Here is a 16,569-nt window from a genome sequence, read left to right on the forward strand (position 1 = left end):
TTCCGTTCAACGTCAAGCGCAACGCTTACGCGCTGGCCTTGCTGTCCTTCTTTTCCTTGGCCTCGGTGTAGATGTAAAGCGGCCGGGCGTTGCCGGACACCACTTCTTCCGAGATCACGACTTCCTGCACGCCTTCCAGCGCCGGCAACTCGAACATCGTGTCGAGCAGGATCGCTTCCATGATGGAGCGCAGGCCGCGTGCGCCGGTCTTGCGCTCGATGGCGCGCTTGGCGATCGCCGACAATGCGTTCTCGTGGAAGGTCAGTTCCACGTTCTCCATCTCGAACAGGCGCTGATACTGCTTCACCAGAGCGTTCTTCGGCTCGGTCAGGATCTGGATCAGCGCCGGTTCGTCGAGGTCTTCGAGCGTCGCCAGAACCGGCAGACGGCCGACGAACTCCGGGATCAGGCCGAACTTCAAGAGATCCTCAGGCTCGACCTGGCGGAACAGTTCGCCCGAGCGCCGGTCTTCCGGCGAGGCGACACTCGCGCCGAAGCCGATCGAGGTCTTGCGGCCGCGATCCGAGATGATCCTGTCCAGACCGGCGAACGCGCCGCCGCAGATGAAGAGGATGTTGGCCGTATCGACCTGCAGGAATTCCTGCTGCGGATGCTTCCTGCCACCCTGCGGCGGCACGGAGGCGACTGTGCCTTCCATGATCTTCAGCAACGCCTGCTGCACGCCCTCGCCCGACACGTCCCGTGTGATCGACGGATTGTCCGACTTGCGGCTGATCTTGTCGATCTCGTCGATGTAGACGATGCCGCGCTGCGCCCGCTCGACATTGTAGTCGGCCGACTGCAGCAGCTTCAGGATGATGTTCTCGACGTCCTCGCCGACATAGCCGGCTTCGGTCAGCGTCGTCGCGTCGGCCATTGTGAACGGCACGTCGATGATGCGGGCCAGCGTCTGCGCCAGCAGCGTCTTGCCGCAGCCGGTCGGGCCGATCAGCAGGATGTTCGACTTCGCCAGTTCGACGTCGTTGTTCTTGCCGGCATGCGCGAGGCGCTTGTAATGGTTGTGCACCGCCACCGACAGCACGCGCTTGGCATATGGCTGGCCGATCACGTAATCGTCGAGGACCTTCAAAATCTCCTGCGGGGTCGGCACGCCGTCGCGCGCGACCTTCATGGAGCTCTTGTTCTCCTCGCGGATGATGTCCATGCAGAGCTCGACGCATTCATCGCAGATGAATACGGTCGGTCCGGCGATCAGCTTGCGAACCTCGTGCTGGCTCTTGCCGCAGAACGAGCAGTAGAGCGTGTTCTTCGAGTCTCCGCCGCTGCTATTGCCGACTTTGCTCATATCGTCTTCGTCCTTTCCGCAGCGTCACCCCGAAACCGGTGCGGACGCCTCTATGCAATATAGAGCTCACGCCCGCTGATACCAGCAAACTCGCCCGATACGCATTCACACGAAACACACAATCGACCGGCGCGGCAATGATTCGCAATAAGCCCCGACAAAGCTAAGCCGTCGAAAATCAACATAGGCTTAACGTAGGCGGTCCCTCCAAGGGAGGAAACAGCTAATTGTGACCGAAATGCCGCAGGCCGCGTCAAAAATACGTCATATCCCCAAACCGCCCCGAAGAGGCGGTTTGCAAGGGGTTCCGGCGTCACTTGGCTGCGGGAACTTCCATCGCCTCGCGCGACGTGATGACCTTGTCGATCAGGCCGAATTCGAGGGCCTGCTCGACAGTCATGAAGCGGTCGCGCTCCATGGCGTTGTGGATCGTCTCGTAGTCCTGGCCGGTGTGCTTGACGTAAATCTCGTTCAGCCGGCGCTTCAGGGCCTCCGTCCACTGCGCATGGATCATGATATCGGTCGCCTGGCCCTGATAACCGCCGGAGGGCTGGTGAACCATGATCGAGGCGTTCGGCGTGGCAAAGCGCATATCCTTGGCGCCTGCGCAAAGCAGCAGCGAACCAGCCGACATCGCCTGCCCGACGCAAAGCGTGGCAACCGGAGGCTTGATGAACTGCATGGTATCATACATCGCCAGACCGCTGGTGACGACGCCGCCCGGCGAATTGATGTAGAGATTGATCTCTTTCTTGGGGTTTTCGGCCTCAAGGAAAAGGAGCTGTGCGCAAACCAGCGACGCCATGCCGTCCTCGATCGGGCCGGTGATGAAGATGATGCGCTCCTTCAGCAGGCGCGAAAAGATGTCGTAGGCGCGCTCGCCCCGGTTGGTCTGCTCGACCACCATCGGCACGAGGTTCATGTAGTGTTCGACGGGGTCTCTCATCGTTGTCCCTTTTCCGGCTGGGATTCCGGCGCCCGGCGAATGCAATGGGGGCAGAATCGTAATGAAGCGTTGGTTCCGTAGATAGGATGGCCCCCAAGCCTTGTGCAAGAGCGGCCTCGCGCTAACCTTACCGACCGCGGCAAGGCTCCTGCCATGGAGAACATCAGGCCTCCGCTCGCAACCAGCGCTTCAGTCCCTCCGTATCGCCGTTTCCGATAGAAGCCGCCACGCGCCTGCCGACCGCCGCGCCGAACTTGTAGCCGTGGCCGGAGCAGGCCGAGACGACCAGCACCCTGCCTTTTTCGTGGGCGAAGAAGGTCTCGTCATAGGTGAATGTGTAGGCGCAGGTGACCACTTCGGTCACTCGATATTCGTCTATCCGCGCGAACGGTGGCGAGAACAGGTTCCTGATTGCCTCGCCCTCGCCTTCCACCGGCTCGCGGTTCCAGTCGGCATCACTGGTCCGCACCTTGTGGATGTTGGCCCCAAACTTCATGCCCGCCCCACCCGTGAACGGGATCAGGTAGCCGTCCGCCTTGCCGCCCGTCATCATCACTGGCGCAGCCTCCCATGCCGCGCGCAGATCGGCCGGCGGATCGACATAGGCGACGGCCGTCCGATAGGTCTTAAGTTCGCCCTCGAGCTCGGGGAAAAGTTCCAGCACCCATGCGCCCGCGGTGACGACTATCCTGTCGCCCCGCAGCGTCTCGCCGGTCTCCAGTTCGACGCGCCCATCGTCGACGTCGATATCGACGACCTTGCTGCCGGTGTAGACGTTCGCGCCCTTCTTCCGCAGCCAGTCGGCAAGACCGGTGGCGATCGGCCGGCAATGCAGCGCGCCGCCATCCTTCGAAAAATATGCGTAGCGGAAACTGTCGGGATCGAGGAACGGCCAGCGTTTCGCCGCTTCGGCCGGCTGATACATGTCGTAAGGCCAGCGGCCGAGGTCCATCCCCTCCAGATACTCGTCGATCTTGTCGCCCTCTTCGAGCGAGACGCACAGGAAGCCGCGCGGATCGAGATGGTTCTGCCCGAGATCGCCCCACATCTCGTCCCATGCGTCATAGGCCTCGCCAATCACCTTGCCGTAGCCGCCCGCCGCCCGGTAGGCGCGTCGGATGATACGATGGTGATCGCCCGACGCGGCAAGCGGGTTGGGGATAGCCTCCCCCTGCTCCAGCAGCGTCACGCTGTGGCCGGCCTTCACCAGCGACCAGGCGGTCGACAGGCCGGCGATGCCGGCGCCAACGACGATGATGTTCATGAAACCTCTCGGGGCAATTTGCTGGCCGAACAATACGGGCTGGCCTGCACTTGGCAAGGCGGGGTAATGACCAACCATGCAAGCTATGACCCGTCCACCTGCCTACCTCTCCTTCGACGCCGAAACCCGCCGCCTGCGGCTCGATCCGCGCGCGCCCGGCTTCTACCAGAACCCTTACGAAGCCTATGTCTGGCTCCACGGGCAGGGATCGACCTTTTTCTGGGAGGAGTTCGGGTACTGGTGCTTTGGCGGCTATGATGACGTCAACCGCCTGCTGCGCGACCGCCGCTTCGGCCGTCAAAGCCTGACCGGCATTCCCGACAGCCGCGGCGCGGATCGCGACCGCTCACACCTGAGCGACTTCGATGCGATCGAGGCACATTCGCTGCTCGAACTGGAGCCACCCGTCCACACGCGGCTGCGGACACTGGTCAACCGCGCTTTCGTTTCCCGGCAGGTGGAGCGGCTGCGGCCGCGCATCGAGGCGCTGGCGAACGAACTGGTCGACGGCTTCCCCAAGGACGAGCCATTCGACCTGCTACCGGCTTTCGCATCGCCTTTGCCGATCACCATCATCGCCGAAATGCTCGGCGTGCCGGTCGAGATGGGCCCGCAACTGCTCGACTGGTCGCACCAGATGGTCGCCATGTACACGCACGGCCGCACCCGTGAGATCGAGGACACCGCAAACCGCGCTTCCGCGGAATTCTCGGCGTTCCTGCGCAGCTACGTCGCGAAACGAAAAAGCGCCCCCGGCGACGATCTTCTGTCGCTGCTGATCGCCGCTCAGGAGGGCGGCCAGAAGCTCAGCGAGGACGAACTCGTCTCCTCGGTCGTCCTGCTGCTCAACGCCGGCCACGAAGCGACCGTCCACCAGGCCGGCAATGCAGTGAGCACCATCCTTTCGCAGGGCGGCGACCCCAGGCGCTTTTTCGGGTCGCCGGAATCCGTCGCCGCCACAGTCGAGGAGTGCCTGCGCTTCGACGCGCCGCTCCACCTCTTCACCCGCTATGCCTACGAAGAGATCGAGGTTTCCCCCGGCGTGACCGTGAAACCCGGCGACCAGATCGGCCTCCTGCTCGGCATGGCCAACCGCGACCCGAAATCCTTCGCTGACGCCGATGCCTTCAATCCGCAACGAACCGACCAGAAGAACGTCTCCTTCGGCGCCGGCATCCACTTCTGCATCGGCGCGCCGCTGGCGCGCCTGGAGCTACAGGTGGCGCTGAAAGTGCTCTTCGACCGGCTGCCCGCAATCCGCATCGCCGAGCCGCCGCGCTATCGCGACACATGGCACTTCCACGGGCTGGAAAGGCTTGTCGTGAGGTACTGACCAGAGGCTCAGGCCAGCAGCTCGCAATCATACCGCTCGGCAATTGCCGGAAGCGCTTCGAAATCCGGTTCCGCCTCGCCTTGTCCCGGTATCCGCAACGCCGTTGTCGGCTCGCTCGTCTCTCTCAGCAGCCCTTCAAAACCTCCAGGCGTAAGCAGGAAGAGCATTTTTGCAGGCCCGCGCCTGACGACATATCGATGCGGAACGGATCGCGGTCCGAACACAACAGCGCCGGGCCCGGCGACAATGGATTTCTCGCCCACTTCGAACTCGACCTCGCCTTGCAGGACGATAAATGTCTCGTCTTCGCGATGATGGACATGCAAGGGCGTCTCGCCCTCGTTTTCGGTGACCTCCACAAGCGTGAACTGTCCACCGGTCTGCGCGGCCGTCGCCTTGATGACGGCAAGAGAACCCATCCACCAACGCGCTTCCCCCTCCTCGGCTCCAAGTGCGAAGGCCACGTCTGCAACACTACCGTTTTTGTTCACGACTTTCTCCCTTGCTTCACATCATCCTCGTCTGCGGCTTTCTGCAACCATCCCATTGAACCGCCCACCGCAACGGCGACGGCATCTTCGAGCGGCACGCCCCGAATCGCCATGGCCTGAAACGACGGCAGGTCGGCCAGTGCGCTCACGACAGCCAGGTCTGCCTCCGAGGGCTCCATCGTGCGCAGCGCCTCTCCAACGAACAGGCTGACCATGGATCGCAACTGGTCCTCGAAATCGCGCATGCTCTCCAGCTCACGCTCCCGAGGATCGCTCTCGAGGTATTTGCCGCCGCGCTCGAAAAAACTGAAAAGCTCCCGGACCACGCGCCGAAGACGTTCGCGAGGGTCGAGCGCGTCTCCAAGGATGGCCGGCAGGTCTTCCGGCGATGGCGGAAAGATGCGCTCCATCAGGAGTTCGCCACAAGCCGGCACCAATTCGTCCAGTGACGGAAAGTGCTTGTAGACGGTGCCGATCGAGACGTCCGCAGCGGCAGCGATGTCCTGCCAGCTTGTCCCGAAGATACCCTTGCGGCCGTGAAGCTCCAGGGTCGCCTCGACGATGCGCTGCCTCGTCCGGGCGACCGAGGCTTCTCGCTTGTTCATCACATACTGGCGTGGCGACATGGCCGCTCCAATTAAATGAATGAACTATACATTTAATTTCATCGTAGGCAACCCATCGCGACTACGTCTGGCCCCATGGCTAGGCGCCAATTCATTCTGAGAGGTTTTCGGCCACCGATCGCTGCTAGGACGACTGCCGGGAAGCTGCGTCTCCGGCAGCGCCTTCTCGCTGATTGAAGCTAGTTCGCAGTGGTCGGATCGATGATCGACAAGACCTGAGTGATGCAGCTCGCTGGAAAACCGCTGAGCTTCGCGTGCTCACGAATAGCCGCCTCGTCTTCCGCCAGATAAAGGCAGAAGGTCTTTTTGCCGCAAACATAGGAGTGTTCCCACTGCACACGCGGGGAAAGTTTAGCTAGCGCTGCGTTCGAAGTCTTCGAAGCATCGCGCAGTTGCTCGCGATTGAATGAACCTACCGCTGGAATTTCCCGCTCGATTACAAATCGTTGCATCATGTTCTCCTATTTATCTGATGACGCTCCTTTCTGGCAGACTGGGCAACGCAGGGTACAGTTTGGATAATGAACCGCTCCGGTTCATTATGTGAACTGGATTGATTGCAGCCAGTCACTCAGGATGAGGTTGAACAGGAGGTCAACAATTGAGCTTCCGGCCTTACGGATTGATTTGTCCGATTTCGCACGCTTGCGACATCCTGGAGCCCCGTTGGACGATACCGATCCTGACGGAAATGTGGGCTGGCGCCACGCGGTTCAGCTGCATCCGACGCGGGGTCGGCAACATATCCACTGCGCTGCTGTCAAAAAGACTGAAGGAATTGGAGGCCAAGGGTCTCGTCCGTCGCATCGAGGATCCGACAAACGGCCAGGTAGCATACATCAGAACGCAACGCGCAATAGAGCTTGAGCCGGTACTCGCAGCTCTGGGCAGATGGGCTCAATGCAATATAGACGCCCGGGAGGCGTTGGCCGCGACAAACCTGTCGACGCTGATGTGGCACATGCGAAACTATATAGACCCCGCCGAGCTTCCGGATCGCCAGATCGTCATGCAATTCCATTTCAGCGATTCCGACACGGAATACAGCGTCTATTGGGCACTCATACTGCCTGGCGCTCCCGTAGAAATCTGTTCCGTGATTCCGGGGTTCGATATCGATCTCTTTATCGAAACGAGTTGCCTATCCATTTGCTCGATACTTCTTAGCCGCACCAGCATTTCACGCGAAATCGAGGAGGGCCGTCTTTTCATGAGCGGAGATGCGATTTTGATCGAGACGATGGACCGCTGGTTCTACCAAAGGACGCAGGAGCGGCGCGACGAGATCAGGCAGTTGGAAGAATTGGTGTCTTAGCACCTCTTGTTGACGGCAGCACCACTTCGGCCCCTACCTTACAGCCTGATCACATATTCCTTCCGCGTCGTCTCCAGCACTTCCCATGTGCCCTTGAAGCCCGGCTTGAGGATAAAACTGTCGCCGGCCGTGATAGTGCGCGTCTCGCCGCCATCCTCCGAAATCACGGAGACACCGGACAGGATATGGCAGAACTCCCATTCGTCATATTCGATGCGCCATTTGCCTGGGGTCGCTTCCCAGACGCCTGCGTAGAGGCCGCCCCGAGCCTCGTCGAGGCTCCAGGTGCGGAACCTCGGAGTGCCGGAGATTAGGCGGTCTTCGGCCGGCGCGCCGAATTCCGGATCGACCGTCTCGGCATCGATATCGATAAAATTCGCCATCAGCCTCTCCCAAAAGAAAAACCCGGCAGCGGGTGCTGCCGGGCTAGCATCTTGCATTGCAGCTCAGGCCTTGGCCAGCGCCTGCTCGAGATCGGCGATGATGTCCTTGATGTCCTCGATGCCGACCGACAGGCGCACCGTATCTGGTCCGGCGCCGGCTAGCGTCTTCTGCTCGTCGGAAAGCTGGCGGTGCGTGGTCGAGGCCGGGTGGATGACCAGCGACTTGGTGTCGCCGACATTGGCCAAGTGCGAGAACAGTTCCAGCGCCTCGACGAACTTCACGCCGGAATCGTAACCGCCCTTGAGACCGAAGGTGAACACCGCGCCAGCGCCATTTGGCGAATACTTCTTCTGCAGGGCGTTGTTCGGGTCCGAGGCCAGCCCGGAATGGGAAACCCACGAAACCTTGGGATGTTTCGACAGCCATTCGGCGACAGCCTTTGCGTTGTCCGAATGACGCTGCATCCGCAGGGGAAGAGTCTCGATCCCGGTCAGGATCAGGAAGGCGTTGAAAGGCGAGATCGCGGGCCCGAAATCGCGCAGGCCAAGCACGCGCAGCGCGATCGCGAAGGCGAAGTTGCCGAACGTCTCGTGCAGCACCAGCCCGCCATATTCGGGACGCGGAGAAGACAGCATCGGGTACTTGCCCGACTTCGACCAGTCGAACGTGCCGCCGTCTACGATGATACCGCCGATCGAATTGCCGTGGCCGCCGATGAACTTGGTCAGCGAGTGGACGACGACATCCGCGCCATGCTCGATCGGCCGGACGAGGTAAGGCGTGGCCAGCGTGTTGTCGACCACCAGCGGCAGCCCGTGCTTGTGAGCGAGGTCGGCAAGCGCCTTGAGGTCGACGAATTCGCCGTTCGGGTTGGCAAGGCTTTCGACGAAGATGAACTTGGTCTTGTCGTCGATCTGCTTCTCGAAGGTCGAGAGGTCATGCGTGTCGCCCCAGCGCACTTCCCAGTTGAAGCTCTTGAAGGCGTGGCCGAACTGGTTGATCGAACCGCCATAGAGGCGGCGCGCGGCGATGAAGTTCTCGCCGGCGGTGAGCAGCGCATGCGCGACCAGAAGCTGCGCCGCGTGACCGGAGGCGACGGCCAGCGCCGCCGTGCCGCCCTCGAGCGCCGCGACGCGCTCTTCCAGCACCGCTTGCGTCGGGTTCATGATGCGGGTGTAGATGTTGCCAAACGCCTTCAGCCCGAAAAGCGAGGCGGCATGGTCCGCATCTTCGAAGACATAGGAAGTCGTCTGGTAGATCGGCGTGGCGCGCGCGCCGGTCGCCGGGTCTGGCTTCGCTCCGGCGTGGATGGCGAGCGTATTGAAGCCCGGTTCTTGTTGGGACATTTTTCCTCTCCAAGGTATTTTGTGAAATCCGTTGCTAATTTACCGGCAGCATAACCCCGAATGCAAAGAAGAAAATGCCGATCCGCGTTGTAGGTTGAAACGGGACGGATACAAACGCCGCGCTTGTTGGAATAACTGTTCCGGCCTTCGCTTATTTCTGCCGGATGCCAAAACTCTGAAAGCCTGACCGCATCACCGGTTTCTTCGACGATAGCACGCGCGAATTGACGCCGTTCCAGGCGATCTCGCCCGAAAGCCGGCCGTATTCGATTTTCGGGCAGCGGTTCATCACCACCTTGATGCCCGCCGCTTCGGCGCGCGCCGCGGCCTCGTCGTGGCGCACAGTCAACTGCATCCAGACCACCTTCGGCAACGGGTTCAGTCGCTTCACCTCGTCCACAACACCCGGCACCGCCTCCGACGCGCGGAAGATGTCCACCATGTCGAGCGCGACCGGGATATCGGCGAGCCGCGCGTAGAACCTGGTGCCGAGGATCTCTTTGCCCGCCTGCCCGGGATTCACGGGATAGACGTCGAACCCCTTCGCCAGCATGTATTTCAGCACGAAAAAGCTCGGCCGCACGTCGTTGGCCGAAGCGCCGACGATGGCGATCGTCTTGATCGAGTTGAGGATGCCGGAGATGTAGGCGTCGTCGTAAGCGTCGTGATTCATGCTGGCTCTGTTAGCTGTCGCGCTTCGCGGCATCAAGACATCTGGTCATGCGCGTCGGTTTCTTCGCCCAGGGCCTCCGCGAGAAAGACTTCGGGATCGAGGCAGAATTCACGCATCATCCGGAAGTGGTCCGTGTCCTCAAGCCGAACGTCCTCCAGCCCGTAACGACTGATTTGCAGCAGCCGCGCGCCCGGACAGGCCATGAGCAGCGGCGAATGCGTCGCAACGATCACCTGCGCGTGCCCCGATCGATCCAGTTGTCGCAGCAGCTTCAGGAACTCGATCTGCCGCGACGGCGAAAGCGCGCTTTCCGGCTCGTCGAACAGGTAGAGCCCCTGGCGGCTGCACCGCTCCTCGAAGAAGCGCATGAACCCCTCGCCATGGGACCACGACAGGAAATCCGGGGGCGGGCCGCTCAGCGGTTCGCGGGCCGCTTCATCGAGATAGCGGGCGACGGAATAAAAACTCTCGGCGCGAAAGAACCAGCCCGACGTCACCTTCGGCAGCCAATGCGCGCGCAGGCTTGCGCCAAGCGCCGCCCCGCTCCTGTCGATCGCCGCCGAGTGATCGACAGGCCGGTATCCCTTGCCGCCGCCCGCCTCGTCATATCCCGCAAGCGCGCCGATCGCCTCCAGCAGCGTGGATTTTCCGGTGCCGTTCTCGCCGACGATGATGGTTACCGGTGTCGTAAAGTCGACGACGAAGTCCCCGTCCCTGAACAGCGGGATGGACCACGGATACAAATCCGGATCGTCGATCCGGCTCGGATCGAGAAGCACCTTTTGCAGATAGGGCGCTTTGAGTCTTGTGATTGAACGACGTGGAGGCACTTCAGTTTGCGACAGTGGCAAGTCTCCAGGAGCAGGCGGACACTATTCCCCCTTCCACTCCGGCTTGCGCTTCTCGATAAAGGCGGCGATGCCCTCCTTCGCGTCAGCAGCGAGCAGGTTTTCCACCATCACCTGCGAGGCGTAGCCGTAGGCCTCTGCCAGCCCCATCTCGGCCTGCCTGTAAAAGGCCTCCTTGCCGAGCCTCAGCGTCTCGGGCGACTTCGAGGCGACGGTTTTCGCATATTTCATCACCACTTGGCTCAGATATTCGCGCGGCACCACGCGGTTGATGAGGCCGAACTCCCGCGCCGTCGAGGCGTCAACCATCTCGCCGGTCAGCAGCATTTCCATGGCATGCTTCGGCTTCAGCCCGCGCACCAGCGCGACGCCAGGCGTCGTGCAGAACAACCCAACATTGATGCCGTTGACGCCGAACGTCGCCTGGTCGGAGGCGATCGCGAGATCGCACGACGCGACGAGCTGACAGCCCGCCGCCGTCGCCACGCCATCCACCTCGGCGATGACGGGCTTCGGGTGGCGAACGATCGACTGCATAAGCTTCGAGCAGGTATCGAAGGTCTCTTCGAAATAGGCCTTGCCTCCGTCGGGGTCGGAACGGTGCGCCGTCATCTGCTTGAGGTCATGACCGGCGCAGAACAGCTTGCCCGCAGCAGCGATCACAACGACGCGCACCGCCGGATCTTCGGCCGCGCGGTCGAGTTCGGCCTGAAGGTCGCGCATGACCTCCAACGAAAGCAAGTTGGCCGGCGGATTGGAGAGCGTCATCCGCAACACACCACCGTCGAGCGCCACCGTCTCTTCCGGCTCATCGCGCCTCAGCGATACGATGTCGGCCATGACAATCTCCATTCCGTGTTAAGTCGGACAGCTAGCATATGGGGCGTTGCAGCGCATCCATGCAACATGGCTCCGCGCCCATCCGTACGAACTGCGCCACGATGCCAGCGCGGAAGCATGTCAGGCTGCCAAGACTTTGGTCTTCAGCGGCTGCGCATCGCGAAATGCGATGAAATAGGGGTCGCGCTCCAGCGCCCGGTCGACCATTGCGGTCACCTCCTCCCAGGCCGCCCGGCTCTCGATCTTGATGGTCACGCGCGTCTCCAGCGGCGCAGCGGTGTTGTCGCTGACGCCGATCATCGCCGCATCGTCGAAGTCCATCTCGACATCGACATCGATGGCATCGATATCGAGCCCTTCACGCGCAGCCGTGAGCTTGATGCCGACGGCAATGCAGCCGACGAGGCCCACCCTGATGTGGAAGCCCGGCGACGGCGCCGAACCGTCGCCGCCGATCGCTTCAGGCATATCCATGGTGGCGGTGTGGCCATCCTGTCTAGCCTCGCAGACAAGGCCGTTCTCGATACGACCCGTGGCCCGCTTGGTATTGAAGGCCGACGACGGCTTCTTGCGGAAGACGTCGGAAATCCGTTCGACCGAAACGCGGATTTTCTCGTCGCGATTCATGATACCTCGCTGTTGGCCGCCCTTTCGGAAGGGATCACATGTCTGCGCTGCGCCTCGAGAAGATATCAGGAGGCTCGGTCTCGCGAAAGTTCGCGGCCAAAACCACGTCATTCTCGGTCAATTCTATACGGTAAAATAATACCACACAATCAAGCTATTGAAATCTATATACTATTCAAATCTTACGCCGCTTGACGATCAATTCCAACCCTGCGTATAAGCTGCATCCGAAGCAGCGGCCCATTTGGCCGCCGTTTTCTTATTGGCGGTTCGCCGCCAATCCAAGCAACAAGAAACGCCTTGCTGCCTTCGGGCACAAGGTCCAGCAGAAAGCAGAACCATGGCAACCTTTTCGCAGAAGCCTGCGGACGTGGTGAAGAAGTGGGTGCTGATCGACGCCGAAGGTCTCGTCGTCGGCCGTCTCGCCTCCATCGTCGCCAACCGTCTCCGCGGCAAGCACAAGCCGACCTTCACCCCGCATGTCGATGATGGCGACAACGTCATCATCATCAATGCCGACAAGGTCGCACTGACCGGCAAGAAGTTCACCGACAAGGTCTATTACTGGCACACCGGCCATCCCGGCGGCATCAAGGAGCGCACCGCGCGCCAGTTGCTCGAGGGTCGTTTCCCCGAGCGCGTCGTCGAAAAGGCTGTCGAGCGCATGGTCCCGCGCGGCCCGCTTGGCCGTCGCCAGATGAAGAACCTGCGCGTCTACGCCGGCGCCGAACATCCGCATGTCGCCCAGCAGCCCGAGGTCCTCGACGTTGCCGCGATGAACTCCAAGAACAAGAGGGCCAAATAACATGGCTGACCTGAACTCGCTGGCCGACCTCGGCACCGCCGCCGCACAGCCGGCCGCCCCGGTCCATGTCCAGAAGCTCGACAAGCAGGGCCGCGCCTACGCCACCGGCAAGCGCAAGAACGCCATTGCGCGCGTCTGGGTTAAGCCCGGCTCCGGCAAGATCATCGTCAACGACAAGGAATTCGCGGCCTATTTCGCGCGCCCTGTCCTGCAGATGATCCTGCAACAGCCGATCGTCGCGACCAACCGCAACGGCCAGTTCGACGTCATCGCCACCGTCATCGGCGGCGGCCTGTCCGGCCAGGCCGGCGCGGTGCGCCACGGCATCTCCAAGGCGCTGACCTACTACGAGCCGGGCCTGCGCTCCGTGCTCAAGAAGGGCGGCTTCCTGACCCGCGACAGCCGTGTGGTCGAGCGCAAGAAGTACGGCAAGGCCAAGGCCCGCCGCAGCTTCCAGTTCTCGAAGCGCTAAGCGAATTTCCGGGAAACCGGACTTTTGGAAAGGCCGCCTCCGGGCGGCCTTTTCGTTTCAGTTCAAGGCTGCAGGCCGCCCGTTTCGGAACATGTCGTCGAGTTGCATCACCTTGATGCGATTATTGACACCGCCGAAGGCAAGCGACTTGTTGTCCGGGAGAAACAGCAAGTCTTGCGCGAACGGGCTGCAAGGTAATTTCACCACTACCGACAGATTGCTTGCATCGAGCAGAACGACATCTGTCTCCAGAAATTGGCCTTCCCTGATCGTCGCAGCGATGAAGCTGCCGTCTCTGCTCCACGCCAGCTTTGCACCCAGAAACCGCCGTCCGATTGGGTCGCTGCTTACAATGATCTGCCCATCCGCAACGCGCGCGATGTGCGCCCTGCTCTCCTCAAAACCCTCGACGAACGCCATAAGATTTCCGTCCGGGGACAGGCAGATCGCATCGACCACCGACTTGAGGTTGATTCTGCGAACCGGAGCGCCCGAAAAGGGCCAATGCCAGAGGTTGACATAGCTTGGCGGAAGCTCATCTGCGTCGCCAACCACGCGAGGATGGTGCAGGACGAGCCAGACAGTTCTCGACAGATCATGCACAACGTCCGTTATCAATCCGTCGGGGAAAGAGAGACGCTTGCCCGCATGACCTGACGTGCTGCGAACGATGAGATCGCCGCACCACGAGCCATCCACAAGTTCGCGACCGTCCGGCGAAAATCTGACCGCACAGCCTTCGCCATCGCTGTCATTGGCAAAGTCGTGGGCGATCTCGCCCGACACCGGGTCGATGATCGCAATTCGACCACTCGTCGATTTGACCGCGAGCTTGCTTCCATCAGGTGAAAAGCTCGTGTGACAGGGATGAGAGAATGGAAGGCTGGACGAAAGCCTGCGTCGCGCTGCCAAGTCTACAACAATGACCCGACGACCGATGCCTGCAAGCAGTCTGCCATCGTCCGAGCAGGAAAAGCCACTGGCTGGCGGGAGGTTGAGGCGGGCTTGCTTCATGCCAACAGACTATCAACCGCTACGTGCAGGCAAAGCAACTTGGATATCATTGAATATCGGTTGGTCTTGGCAGTACCCACCGTCTCTACGAATCTCGCGAGTAAGGGTACGAGGAAACCATCGGCGGCACATGACAGCGCTTCAATTCTGCTGCCTTGGAGGGCGCAGCCATGCGCACACCGGGCGTCGCGCCTTTTGGCGCGCCCCCCGCGGAGGGCCAGCCGCCGGCAGGCGGCGATACGGCCCGTGAGCGAAAAGAAACAGTCGCATTTGTGAAAAGAATGTCGAATAAGGGTGCCCCGCGAACAGAGAGGGAAGCAGATGCCGGCGACCGCGATGGATCACGCTTTCACAGCGACGAAAAACACCGGCCGGGCCTATGACCCGACATATGCCGGCGCGCTTTCGTTCATGCGGCGCCGCTACACCAAGAACGTCAAGGGCGCAGATGCAATCGTCTGGGGCATCCCCTTCGACGCGGCCGTCACCAACCGGCCCGGCGCGCGTTTCGGGCCGCAGGCGATCCGGCGCGCAGCCGCGATCTTCGACAATGACCCGCAATATCCGTTCAATCGGCAGCTTTTCGAGACGATGTCGGTGATCGACTATGGCGACTGCCTGCTCGACAGCGGCAATCACCAGAAGACGCCGGCCACGATCGAGCGCGAGGCGGCGAAGCTCCTGAGATCGGGCGCATTCCTGCTGTCGCTCGGCGGCGATCATTTCGTCACCTGGCCCCTGCTCAAGGCCCATGCGGCCATCCACGGCCCCCTGGCTCTCGTCCAGTTCGACGCGCATCAGGACACATGGGATGACGACGGCAAGCGCATCGACCACGGCTCCTTTGTCGCGCGCGCGGTCAAGGAAGGCATCATCGACCCCGACCGCTCGATCCAGATCGGCATCCGCACGCATGCGCCGGACGATTGCGGCATCAAGATTCTCTACGGCTACGAGGTCGAGGAGATGCGCGCAACCGACATCGCCTACGCGATCATCGATCGAACCGGCGGCAAGAAGGCCTACCTCACCTTCGACATCGACTGCCTCGACCCCGCCTATGCACCGGGCACGGGCACACCCGTCGCAGGCGGACCCTCGTCGGCAAAGATACTCTCCGTACTCCGGCAACTGACGCAGCTCGACATCGTCGGAGCGGACGTCGTGGAGGTTGCACCCGCCTACGATCATGCAGATATAACGGCGATCGCCGGCGCAACGGTGGCGATGCAATATCTCGGCCTGCTGGCCGAGCGCAAAGCGCGGCAGGAAGACGGCGGCCACGACGCCAACCACGCCGGCGGAATCTAGTTCTCAGCTTCTCAGGTCAGACGATTGAAATGAAACCGAAAATCTTCATCGACGGCGAGCATGGAACGACCGGCCTCCAGATCAGGTCGCGCCTCGCCGGTCGCAACGACATCGAGGTCATTTCGATTCCGATCGAACGCCGCAAGGACGCGGAGGCCCGCGCCGATTTTCTGCGCGCCGCCGACATCGCGATCCTCTGCCTGCCCGACGACGCCGCCAGGGAAAGCGTTGCGCTGATTGGCGACGCCGGCACGCGCGTCATCGACGCCTCCACCGCGCACCGTGTCGCCGACGGCTGGACCTACGGCTTCGCGGAAATGGATCGAGCGCAGTCGAAGAAGATCGCCGATGCGAAACTTGTCGCCAATCCCGGTTGCTGGCCTCAGGGCCCGATCGCAACGCTGCGTCCCTTGATCGAGGCTGGCCTGCTGCCCGCCGATTTCCCCGTCACGATGCACGGCATCTCCGGCTACTCCGGTGGCGGCCGGCAGATGGTCGAGGATTACGAGGCCAAGGGCGACGACGCGCCGGAATATTTGCCTTACGGCCTGACGTTCCAGCACAAGCACGTTCCGGAACTGAAGCTCTACGCTGGCCTGTCGCGCGACCCACTCATGCAGCCGGTCGTCGGCGATTTTGCGCAAGGCATGGTCACTGTCGTTCCACTCCAGCTCGGCGCCCTGAGCCGCGTGCCGACCGGAGCCGAACTCCACGCCGCGATCGCCGATCATTATTCTGGACTGGAAAACTCGGTGGTCGAGGTCGCACCCTTCGCGGCGACCGAGCGTACGCCGGAACTGAACCCCGAGAGCTACAACGACACCAACCGCATGCGGCTGCACGTCTTCGCCAACGACAAACGCGCGCAGGCCGCACTCGTCGCCGTGTACGACAACCTCGGCAAGGGCGCGTCCGGCGCGGCGGTCCAGAACATGGACATCATGCTGGGGCTGACGCGCTGACAAAAA

The 16,569-nt window shown here is 61.6% G+C and carries 19 protein-coding genes; 6 read left to right on the forward strand and 13 right to left on the reverse strand.

The features are described 5' to 3' along the window. Nucleotides 1–25: 25 nt before the first annotated feature. From clpX to ABMA32_RS08920, 3 genes are all read right to left on the reverse strand, one after another. A complete protein-coding gene (gene clpX / locus ABMA32_RS08910) occupies nucleotides 26–1,306 on the reverse strand; it encodes an ATP-dependent Clp protease ATP-binding subunit ClpX (RefSeq protein WP_292765413.1) in 1,281 nt (426 codons plus the stop codon). A 313-nt stretch (nucleotides 1,307–1,619) separates the two neighbouring features. After that, the gene (locus ABMA32_RS08915) at nucleotides 1,620–2,252 is read right to left on the reverse strand and encodes an ATP-dependent Clp protease proteolytic subunit (RefSeq protein WP_349013428.1); all 633 of its coding nucleotides are present in this window, start codon (nucleotides 2,250–2,252) and stop codon (nucleotides 1,620–1,622) included. A 163-nt stretch (nucleotides 2,253–2,415) separates the two neighbouring features. Further along, entirely contained in the window at nucleotides 2,416–3,516 is a 1,101-nt protein-coding gene (locus ABMA32_RS08920) for an NAD(P)/FAD-dependent oxidoreductase (protein WP_349013429.1), read from the reverse strand. Nucleotides 3,517–3,601: 85 nt separating this feature from the next. Between ABMA32_RS08920 and ABMA32_RS08925 the strand changes: the two genes are divergently transcribed. Beyond that, complete coding sequence (locus tag ABMA32_RS08925) at nucleotides 3,602–4,849, forward strand: cytochrome P450 (protein ID WP_349013430.1); 1,248 nt, start codon at nucleotides 3,602–3,604, stop codon at nucleotides 4,847–4,849. Between the two features lie 8 nt (nucleotides 4,850–4,857). Here ABMA32_RS08925 and ABMA32_RS08930 read toward each other — a convergent pair whose 3' ends face one another. From ABMA32_RS08930 to ABMA32_RS08940, 3 genes are all read right to left on the reverse strand, one after another. Continuing rightward, complete coding sequence (locus tag ABMA32_RS08930) at nucleotides 4,858–5,340, reverse strand: quercetin 2,3-dioxygenase (protein ID WP_349013431.1); 483 nt, start codon at nucleotides 5,338–5,340, stop codon at nucleotides 4,858–4,860. Beyond that, nucleotides 5,337–5,966, reverse strand: a complete 630-nt coding sequence (locus ABMA32_RS08935) for a TetR/AcrR family transcriptional regulator (protein WP_349013432.1) — start codon at nucleotides 5,964–5,966, stop codon at nucleotides 5,337–5,339. The genes ABMA32_RS08930 and ABMA32_RS08935 overlap by 4 nt, the downstream gene beginning before the upstream one ends. Nucleotides 5,967–6,145: 179 nt before the next feature. Further along, the gene (locus ABMA32_RS08940) at nucleotides 6,146–6,418 is read right to left on the reverse strand and encodes a DUF4242 domain-containing protein (RefSeq protein ID WP_349013433.1); all 273 of its coding nucleotides are present in this window, start codon (nucleotides 6,416–6,418) and stop codon (nucleotides 6,146–6,148) included. 170 nt (nucleotides 6,419–6,588) lie between these two features. Here ABMA32_RS08940 and ABMA32_RS08945 point away from each other — a divergent pair, with 170 nt between their 5' ends. Next, entirely contained in the window at nucleotides 6,589–7,281 is a 693-nt protein-coding gene (locus tag ABMA32_RS08945; RefSeq protein WP_349014692.1) for a winged helix-turn-helix transcriptional regulator, read from the forward strand. Nucleotides 7,282–7,319: 38 nt separating this feature from the next. Here the strand turns inward: ABMA32_RS08945 and ABMA32_RS08950 are convergent, their stop codons facing one another. The 6 genes from ABMA32_RS08950 to ABMA32_RS08975 form a co-directional block, all read right to left on the reverse strand. Continuing rightward, nucleotides 7,320–7,664, reverse strand: a complete 345-nt coding sequence (locus ABMA32_RS08950; protein ID WP_349013434.1) for a cupin domain-containing protein — start codon at nucleotides 7,662–7,664, stop codon at nucleotides 7,320–7,322. A gap of 63 nt (nucleotides 7,665–7,727) precedes the next feature. Next, on the reverse strand, nucleotides 7,728–9,011 hold the full coding sequence (locus ABMA32_RS08955; protein WP_349013435.1) for an O-acetylhomoserine aminocarboxypropyltransferase: 1,284 nt from the start codon (nucleotides 9,009–9,011) through the stop codon (nucleotides 7,728–7,730). 151 nt (nucleotides 9,012–9,162) lie between these two features. Next, entirely contained in the window at nucleotides 9,163–9,684 is a 522-nt protein-coding gene (locus ABMA32_RS08960) for a CoA-binding protein (RefSeq protein WP_349013436.1), read from the reverse strand. Nucleotides 9,685–9,716: 32 nt separating this feature from the next. Next, entirely contained in the window at nucleotides 9,717–10,514 is a 798-nt protein-coding gene (locus ABMA32_RS08965; RefSeq protein ID WP_349013437.1) for an AAA family ATPase, read from the reverse strand. A 42-nt stretch (nucleotides 10,515–10,556) separates the two neighbouring features. Then, nucleotides 10,557–11,372, reverse strand: a complete 816-nt coding sequence (locus tag ABMA32_RS08970) for an enoyl-CoA hydratase (protein ID WP_349013438.1) — start codon at nucleotides 11,370–11,372, stop codon at nucleotides 10,557–10,559. A 120-nt stretch (nucleotides 11,373–11,492) separates the two neighbouring features. Further along, complete coding sequence (locus ABMA32_RS08975) at nucleotides 11,493–11,999, reverse strand: OsmC family protein (protein ID WP_349013439.1); 507 nt, start codon at nucleotides 11,997–11,999, stop codon at nucleotides 11,493–11,495. 340 nt (nucleotides 12,000–12,339) lie between these two features. Between ABMA32_RS08975 and rplM the strand changes: the two genes are divergently transcribed. Both rplM and rpsI read left to right on the forward strand, forming a co-directional pair. Next, a complete protein-coding gene (gene rplM / locus ABMA32_RS08980) occupies nucleotides 12,340–12,804 on the forward strand; it encodes a 50S ribosomal protein L13 (RefSeq protein ID WP_349013440.1) in 465 nt (154 codons plus the stop codon). Nucleotide 12,805: 1 nt separating this feature from the next. Further along, nucleotides 12,806–13,276 carry a 30S ribosomal protein S9 gene (gene rpsI, locus ABMA32_RS08985; protein ID WP_349013441.1) on the forward strand — a complete coding sequence of 157 codons (471 nt, stop codon included), beginning with the start codon at nucleotides 12,806–12,808 and terminating at the stop codon, nucleotides 13,274–13,276. Nucleotides 13,277–13,333: 57 nt separating this feature from the next. Here rpsI and ABMA32_RS08990 read toward each other — a convergent pair whose 3' ends face one another. Then, the gene (locus ABMA32_RS08990; protein ID WP_349013442.1) at nucleotides 13,334–13,696 is read right to left on the reverse strand and encodes a hypothetical protein; all 363 of its coding nucleotides are present in this window, start codon (nucleotides 13,694–13,696) and stop codon (nucleotides 13,334–13,336) included. Between the two features lie 915 nt (nucleotides 13,697–14,611). Between ABMA32_RS08990 and speB the strand changes: the two genes are divergently transcribed. Together speB and argC are read left to right on the forward strand one after the other, a co-directional pair. Continuing rightward, nucleotides 14,612–15,601 carry an agmatinase gene (gene speB, locus ABMA32_RS08995; protein ID WP_349013443.1) on the forward strand — a complete coding sequence of 330 codons (990 nt, stop codon included), beginning with the start codon at nucleotides 14,612–14,614 and terminating at the stop codon, nucleotides 15,599–15,601. A 29-nt stretch (nucleotides 15,602–15,630) separates the two neighbouring features. Then, nucleotides 15,631–16,563, forward strand: coding sequence for an N-acetyl-gamma-glutamyl-phosphate reductase (argC, locus tag ABMA32_RS09000; RefSeq protein ID WP_349013444.1), 933 nt, complete (start codon nucleotides 15,631–15,633; stop codon nucleotides 16,561–16,563). Nucleotides 16,564–16,569 lie beyond the last annotated feature (6 nt).

Origin of the sequence: Mesorhizobium quangtriensis (assembly GCF_040081925.1) — a bacterium.
GTDB classification, from domain to species: domain Bacteria; phylum Pseudomonadota; class Alphaproteobacteria; order Rhizobiales; family Rhizobiaceae; genus Mesorhizobium_K; species Mesorhizobium_K quangtriensis.